This window comes from Neobacillus soli NBRC 102451 (genome assembly GCF_001591665.1).
Taxonomy (GTDB): domain Bacteria; phylum Bacillota; class Bacilli; order Bacillales; family Cytobacillaceae; genus Neobacillus; species Neobacillus soli.
Genome location: NZ_BCVI01000103.1, coordinates 1 through 7,664, shown reverse-complemented (window position 1 = coordinate 7,664; position 7,664 = coordinate 1). Strand labels below are relative to the sequence as shown.

Below are 7,664 nucleotides of genomic sequence, written 5' to 3'. Positions count from 1 at the left end.
GTATCAACAAAAGATATATTACCATGTATTTAAATCTAAGTCAACACTAATAAAAAAAATTCCGGACGGATACAATCCGCCGGAAGTATTATTGATTCCTTACATTGGTGCGATGACCTCACGGTTGCCCATATATGGTCGTAAGACAGTTGGAATAACGACACTGCCATCCGCCTGCTGGTAGTTTTCTAATAAAGCTGCGATGGTTCTGCCAATCGCAAGGCCAGAACCATTCAGTGTATGAACATGCTCCGGTTTTGCTTTTGGTTCACGACGGAAGCGGATATTGGCACGTCTCGCTTGGAATGCCTCAAAATTACTACAAGAAGAAATCTCGCGGTACGTTCCATAGCTTGGAATCCAAACTTCAATATCATACTTTTTCGCAGCCGTAAAGCCAAGGTCACCCGTACACATGCTCAAGACACGGTATGGCAGTTCCAGCAATTGCAAGACACGTTCCGCGTCATTTGTCAGCCTTTCAAGCTCCATATAGGAATCCTCAGGCTTAACAAACTTAACGAGCTCAACTTTATTGAATTGGTGCTGACGAATCAAGCCCCGTGTATCACGACCCGCAGAACCCGCTTCAGAACGGAAACATGAGCTATAAGCGGCAAAGCGAATCGGCAGCTCCTCACCACTTAGAATTTCATCACGGTAATAGTTGGTGACTGGCACCTCAGCGGTAGGAATGAGGAAGTAATCCTCACTTTCAATTAAAAACGCATCCTCTTCAAACTTTGGCAGCTGTCCCGTACCCGTCATGCTGGCACGGTTCACTAAGTATGGCGGCAATATTTCCGTATAGCCATGCTCTTCAACATGAAGGTCGAGCATGAAACTCATTAATGCGCGCTCCAAACGAGCTCCTAGTCCTTTATAAAATACAAAACGGCTTCCGGTAACCTTTCCGGCCCGTTCAAAATCGAGAATACCTAAATAATCGGCAACATCCCAATGCGGCTGTGCTTCAAATTCAAATTCACGCAGCTTGCCCCATTGTCTAATTTCCACATTGTCATCCTCAGTTTCCCCAACCGGGACACTTTCATGCGGGATGTTTGGAATGCTTAACAGCAAAAGCTCTAATGTCTCTTCCACTTCGCGCAGCTCGTCATCAAGTGTTTTGATGTCGTCCCCAACCTCGCGCATTTCATTGATTAAATGATCGGCATTCTGCTTCTCCCGCTTTAAAGATGCAACTTGCTGGGAAACCTCATTTCGTCTGCTCTTTAACTGTTCTGATTTAACAATTAACTCACGTCTTCTCTGATCCAGGTCTTCAAATTGATCCAAAGCGGATAAATCCTCCCCACGATTTTGAAGCTTTTCTTTAACTTCTTCAAAATTAGCTCGTAACACTTTAATATCTAACATTTTCCCGCACTCCTTTTAAAAAACTTTATTTTGCATTGAACTTTGATTACTATCCAGCTCCAGCTCCCAGCGGCTAGTGGACTTCGCTAAACGGAAGCTTCCGCTTTAAAGACAAAAAACTCCCGCCCCTAAAACAGGGACGAGAGTTACTCGCGATACCACCCTGGTTGACAGAAAAAACTGTCCACCTCGAAAAAATTTAACGGTTTCTACCGAAAGTACTTACTGACCTCCAAACTAAGGGGGCGTTCCGTACTTTGCTCGAGGAGGGATTCACAAGCTTCATCCACCGGTTCACACCAACCACCGGCTCTCTTGTCGAATGAACTTCCTGTTACTAGTTCCTCTCATTGCTTTTTTCATTATTGATTTGCTTAATAATTTACTATAATTATAAGCAAAATGCAACCATCCTATACGAGATTTGTTGCTTTTGCTTCTTTCACCATCTCTACAAAGTACGCCGTAAGGCCATGATTGTCTGTCAGCTCGGGATGAAAGGAGCAGCCAAGAAATTGCCCTTCGCGTGCGGCGACGATGCGGTCATTATGCTTGGATAGAATTTCAACATTCTCTCCCGCCTCAACGATGTGCGGAGCTCGGATAAACACCGCTGGGAAACTGTCAGCGACATCTTTAATCGCGAGGTCAGCCTCAAAGCTATCTACCTGACGCCCAAAGGAGTTCCGTTCGACCTTAATGTCCATTACACCGATATGCGGCTCACGATAGCCTTCAAGTTCTTTAGCTAACAGGATAAGTCCCGCACAGGTCCCAAACATCGGTTTCCCAACGCGCGCAAAATCTTTAAGGGCATCCATAAAATCATACTTATCAATTAAACGCCGCATTGCCGTGCTTTCTCCGCCAGGAAGAATAAGCCCGTCCACTTCGTTTAGTTCTTCTTTTCTTTTAATAGCAACCGCTTCTACACCGCATGCTTCTAACGAGCTTATGTGTTCACGGACTGCCCCTTGTAAAGCAAGAACCCCAATTCTAATCATCTTACCAGCCTCTATCCTGCATGCGTGCTTCAGGTGCTAATGATGAAATTTCAATTCCCTTCATTGGTGTTCCAAGATCCTTAGAAAGCTCCGCAATCAATTTATAATCTTGGAAATGTGTAGTTGCCTCAACAATCGCCCTAGCAAACTTCGCTGGGTTTTCTGATTTAAAAATACCAGAGCCTACAAATACACCGTCAGCTCCTAATTGCATCATCAATGCGGCATCGGCAGGTGTTGCCACACCGCCAGCAGCAAAGTTTACAACTGGAAGCTTACCAAGACGCTTAATTTCTAAAAGAATTTCATAAGGCGCACCCAAAAGTTTTGCTTCTGTCATTAGCTCATCTTCGTTCATGGCAACTACTTTACGTACCTGTGCGTTCACCTTACGGATATGGCGGACTGCTTCAACGATGTTGCCTGTACCTGGTTCCCCTTTCGTACGAAGCATAGAAGCCCCCTCACCAATCCTGCGGGCGGCCTCACCAAGGTCGCGGCAGCCGCACACAAACGGCACAGTATATTCTCTTTTATTTAAATGGTATTCTTCATCCGCAGGTGTTAAAACTTCACTCTCATCGATATAGTCGACACCCATTGCTTCAAGGATACGTGCCTCCACAATATGACCGATTCTTCCTTTAGCCATAACAGGGATTGTCACAGCACCCATAACCGCTTCAACGATTCTAGGATCTGCCATTCTTGCTACACCGCCAGCTGCACGGATATCTGAAGGAACACGCTCTAAAGCCATTACTGCGACTGCCCCTGCTTCTTCAGCAATCTTTGCTTGCTCTGCATTCACAACATCCATGATGACGCCGCCCTTTTGCATTTCAGCCATACCGCGCTTTACAAGATCCGTACCTGTTATCATTTGTTATTATCCCCCTTTTAACTATTTTAATATTAAGAAAATTAATGCCATACTTAGGAAATACCCATTAATTCTACTGGAATTATTTTTTTCCCATAAAATCATTAAAGCAACAAAAAAGGACTCCTGTCAAGACAAGAATCCTTCCTCTTCAAAACCTATACTATTTCATCTTAATTAGAACCAACCTTTAACCGTGGTAGAAATCCCATGCCAGACATCTCCGAAGAAATGGCCAATCCCACGCATCATTAAAACAAACCAGTTTGCTCTTTCCACATCCTGAGCAGCAACCACATTAACTTGTACCTTTTGCTGACCCTCTGCTGTTAAGAAACTCACCTTTTCGCCATTTTTCGGTTTAATCGTTAAATAGCCGACTGTTTCACCCTTTTTAATTGGTGCAGTTAATTCACCGTCTTTATTGATTTTCTTTTTATCCAGTACAAGTACCGGTTGATAATTTTTCTTTTCGCCATTCTGAATGATCATGTTAATAGCTGACTTTGTATAAATTTTTACCTGGTCATCTTTCCCCTTAATGACTGGGAGTGTTTTATGACCCTTTACTTGATAATGCTTAGGAACTAGTTCTTCCTTCGTATAATTGCTGAACGCATAGTCGAGCATTTTTTTGGTTTCACCAAAGCGGGCTTTATAGCCATCATTTTTACCGCTAATATCCTTTGCATTTTGGACAACAGTAATATATCGTTTTCCATCACGGCTCGCTGTACCTGTAAAACAGTAGCCAGCAAAATCAGTTGTACCCGTTTTGAGCCCGTCCATACCTTGGTATCCATAAACCAATGATGGCAGCATCCAGTTCCAGTTTTTCATTACTATTCTATCTGTCGTACCCTCACGAAATACCTTCATCGGAGTGCTGGCAGTTTTAAGAACATCTGGAAAGTCATTAATGATATGAAAGGCTAACGTTGCCACATCACGGGGTGACATCACGTTCTCTTCCTCAGCCCCCGTTCCCTGTGGCTGCTCCCCATGATAATCTTGATTATTTAAACCAGTCGAGTTAACAAATTTACTATTCTTTAATCCTAACTTTTTTGCCTTTTGATTCATCATTTTAACAAAATTCGTTTCCGAACCAGCAATCACTTCAGCTAGAGCAATGGTTGTCCCATTAGCTGAATAAATAGCCATTGCTTCATATAATTCCCGAACATTATATTTTTCACCAAGGCGTAAAGGGACATTTGATAAACCAGTTGGCTGTGAAATTTTATAAACAAGATCACTGACGGTATATTCTTGATCCCATTTCACTTTTCCATGTTTTACAGCGTCGAGTAAAAGATATTCAGTCATCATTTTCGTCATACTGGCAACTCCCAGTGGACTGTCAGCATTCTTCTCGTATAAAACCTTACCTGTTTCTCCATCAACCATTATTGCTCCATCTGCATTCACATTTAACGCCGCTTCTGCCTTCGCTTGATCTACCCCGGCAAAAAGGCCAAAAAACATGATGAGTGCCAGCGCACTGGCAGCACATTTCCGATAAAAATGTTTGTTCACTTTAACGCCCTCCAACGAATTATTACACTTTGGTTATTTTAACATAAGTCCCTAGTAAATCATAGACGGAGCATCGAACCATCTTCTTGCCATTTTTGAAAGTCCGCATGATTTATTTAGGACTTTTGATGCAAAAAACTACCATGAGTTTTAACGGCCAACCCATGCATGGAAATAAATTAATTATGAGTTGTAAATCAACATAATAAAGGCGGTGTGAGCAGGGCTGGGCATAATTATATTCGAAGGGGAAAATGTATAATTCCGATTCGTTTTTGCGGCGCTCCGCCCCTTCTCCACAAAAAAAGAGAAGAACTAGCTTCTCTTCTTCAAAGTTATTAATGTGAATAATTTGGTGCTTCTTTGGTAATTTGCACATCATGCGGGTGGCTCTCCTTTAGGCCCGCACCGGTCATCTTAATAAATTGTGCCTTTGTTCTCAAATCATGGAGATCCTTTGTTCCGCAATAGCCCATTCCTGCGCGAAGGCCGCCAATTAGTTGATAAGTCGTTTCTGCTAATGGTCCTTTATATGGAATCCGGCCTTCGATGCCTTCAGGGACAAACTTTTTATTATCCTCTTGGAAATAACGGTCTTTTGAACCCTTTTCCATCGCTGCCACTGAGCCCATACCACGATATACTTTAAAGCGGCGGCCTTGGAAAATCTCTGTCTCACCGGGACTCTCTGATACACCTGCTAATAAACTTCCGAGCATTACTGCATGTCCCCCGGCAGCAAGTGCTTTTACGATGTCTCCGGAGTATTTAATCCCACCGTCTGCAATAATCGTCTTACCATGCTTCATTGCTTCTCCTGCACAATCGTAGACTGCCGTTATTTGCGGAACACCAACACCCGCGACAACCCTTGTTGTACAAATCGACCCTGGTCCAATTCCTACCTTTACAACATCTGCACCCGCTTCGATTAAGTCCCTTGTGGCCTCAGCCGTTGCCACATTCCCTGCGATAATGGTCAGTTCAGGATATGCCCTTCTAATTTCCTTTACGGTATCAAGGACTCCCTTTGAATGCCCGTGGGCAGTATCGACAACAATCACATCCACATTGGCTTTGACAAGCGCATCGATTCGTTTCATCGTGTCACTAGTTACACCGACAGCACCACCGGCTAACAATCTTCCCTGGCTGTCCTTCGCTGAGTTTGGAAATTCAATTACTTTTTCAATATCCTTAATCGTGATTAAACCTTTCAAAACACCTTGATCATCTACTAGTGGGAGTTTTTCAATTTTGTAGCGCTGCAAAATCTTCTCGGCCTCTTTCAACGTCGTTCCAACTGGGGCAGTGACAAGCTCTTCTTTTGTCATCACATCAGAAATTTTAAAGGAATAATCTTGATCCTGGATAAAGCGAAGATCCCGATTTGTAATGATACCTACTAGCTTTTGCTCATCGAAATTATTAACAATAGGTACCCCGGAAATCCGATATTTCCCCATTAAATGCTCAGCATCAAACACTTGATGGTCGGGGGTTAGAAAGAATGGATCAGTAATAACCCCGCTTTCAGACCTTTTTACCTTTTCAACCTGCTCCGCCTGCTGTTCGATGGTCATGTTCTTATGGATAATACCGATACCGCCTTGGCGCGCCATTGCAATTGCCATCTCAGATTCAGTCACGGTGTCCATCCCTGCACTTAGGATGGGGATATTCAACTTAACAGTTGGGGATAATTCCACTTGTAAGCTAACATCCCTCGGCAGCACCTCTGACTTTCCAGGAATTAATAACACATCATCAAACGTTAAACCCTCTTTTGAAAATTTACTTTCCCACATTTTAGCAGCCTCCAGGAAAAAAATATATTGTTTGTAGATTATCAATTGGACAAAATACTGTCAAGGAATAACAATTGGTCTGATTCTTCTGAAAAAGGTGATATTATCTTGACTATTCAGTATAAAGGTTGGAAAAGCTTCGCTTGTTTTTTTTCGGCAGAATACTGCCAGCGCTATTTAAAAAATAGCTATCAAAAATACAATATTGAGAATCCTGAACAAAAAAGTTTTGAAAAAAGCTATGCCTTTCTTTATTATCTTGAACATGGTCAAACTTATTATGAGCAGGCAGAGGCATCCCCATTAATTTTAAAGCCAATTTTACTTTTTTATGGTTTTGTTCACTTAATCAAGGCTTGTATTTTAACCATTGATCCGGCTTATCCCGAAACAACGTCCGTGTTGGCCCATGGTGTATCAACCCGAAAAAGGAAAAAACAAAATTATCTTTTCCTTCATGATGAGGTGAAACTTCAAAAAAATGGACTTTTCCCATTCATGTCTGAAAAACTGTTTCACATGAAACAATTAGAGGGAGAAAAGGTCATCATGGAAGAATTACTACAGCTTATACCAGAACTGGATGATTTATTCTTTTTACTTGAGGGAAAAAGGACGTTTGTACACTTACAATCCTTTAAGAATCAGCTTGTCGTACCTGAAAGTATATTAGATCATTATCACATGACTGAAAACCGTTTTAAGGAGTTTTTGGCGTCTAAGTTTGATATGGAAATTGAATTCCCAGGTGAAGGTCTATCCTTTACGTTGAATGAGAATTCTCTTCCTGGAACTGCACCACTTAAATATAATTTAGAAAATAACAGCTTTGCCTTACCACTCAATAAAGGCAACCTTTTTAATTTTCCTGAACTATTAATACATTATTTATTACTTTATAACTTAAGTATGATTGCCCGCTATGAAACGGAGTGGTGGAGTGAATTAACAAAGATGATGCCCAATCAAGATTATCCATTTATCCACTCGTTTCTTAACATCACAATGCAAAAGGGACCCTATTTAATTTATCAGTATTTAACGGAATAA

6 protein-coding genes and 1 other annotated feature are annotated in these 7,664 nt (G+C 41.9%); of the genes, 1 reads left to right on the top strand and 5 read right to left on the bottom strand.

Translation table 11 applies throughout. From position 1 onward, the window contains the following. Window positions 1-99 precede the first annotated feature (99 nt). The 5 genes from serS to guaB all read right to left on the bottom strand — a co-directional run bounded on the left by serS (window position 100) and on the right by guaB (window position 6,614). Entirely contained in the window at window positions 100-1,380 is a 1,281-nt protein-coding gene (serS, locus tag BSO02S_RS25610) for a serine--tRNA ligase (protein ID WP_066074787.1), read from the bottom strand. A gap of 132 nt (window positions 1,381-1,512) precedes the next feature. Continuing rightward, window positions 1,513-1,740: a binding site (T-box leader), on the bottom strand. A gap of 53 nt (window positions 1,741-1,793) precedes the next feature. Beyond that, on the bottom strand, window positions 1,794-2,384 hold the full coding sequence (gene pdxT / locus BSO02S_RS25605; RefSeq protein WP_066074785.1) for a pyridoxal 5'-phosphate synthase glutaminase subunit PdxT: 591 nt from the start codon (window positions 2,382-2,384) through the stop codon (window positions 1,794-1,796). Window position 2,385: 1 nt separating this feature from the next. Next, window positions 2,386-3,267 carry a pyridoxal 5'-phosphate synthase lyase subunit PdxS gene (pdxS, locus tag BSO02S_RS25600; RefSeq protein ID WP_066074783.1) on the bottom strand — a complete coding sequence of 294 codons (882 nt, stop codon included), beginning with the start codon at window positions 3,265-3,267 and terminating at the stop codon, window positions 2,386-2,388. A gap of 177 nt (window positions 3,268-3,444) precedes the next feature. Then, on the bottom strand, window positions 3,445-4,755 hold the full coding sequence (locus BSO02S_RS25595) for a D-alanyl-D-alanine carboxypeptidase family protein (RefSeq protein WP_174524273.1): 1,311 nt from the start codon (window positions 4,753-4,755) through the stop codon (window positions 3,445-3,447). Between the two features lie 389 nt (window positions 4,756-5,144). After that, entirely contained in the window at window positions 5,145-6,614 is a 1,470-nt protein-coding gene (guaB, locus tag BSO02S_RS25585) for an IMP dehydrogenase (protein ID WP_066074778.1), read from the bottom strand. A gap of 108 nt (window positions 6,615-6,722) precedes the next feature. Here guaB and BSO02S_RS25580 point away from each other — a divergent pair, with 108 nt between their 5' ends. Then, a complete protein-coding gene (locus BSO02S_RS25580) occupies window positions 6,723-7,664 on the top strand; it encodes a YaaC family protein (protein ID WP_066074790.1) in 942 nt (313 codons plus the stop codon).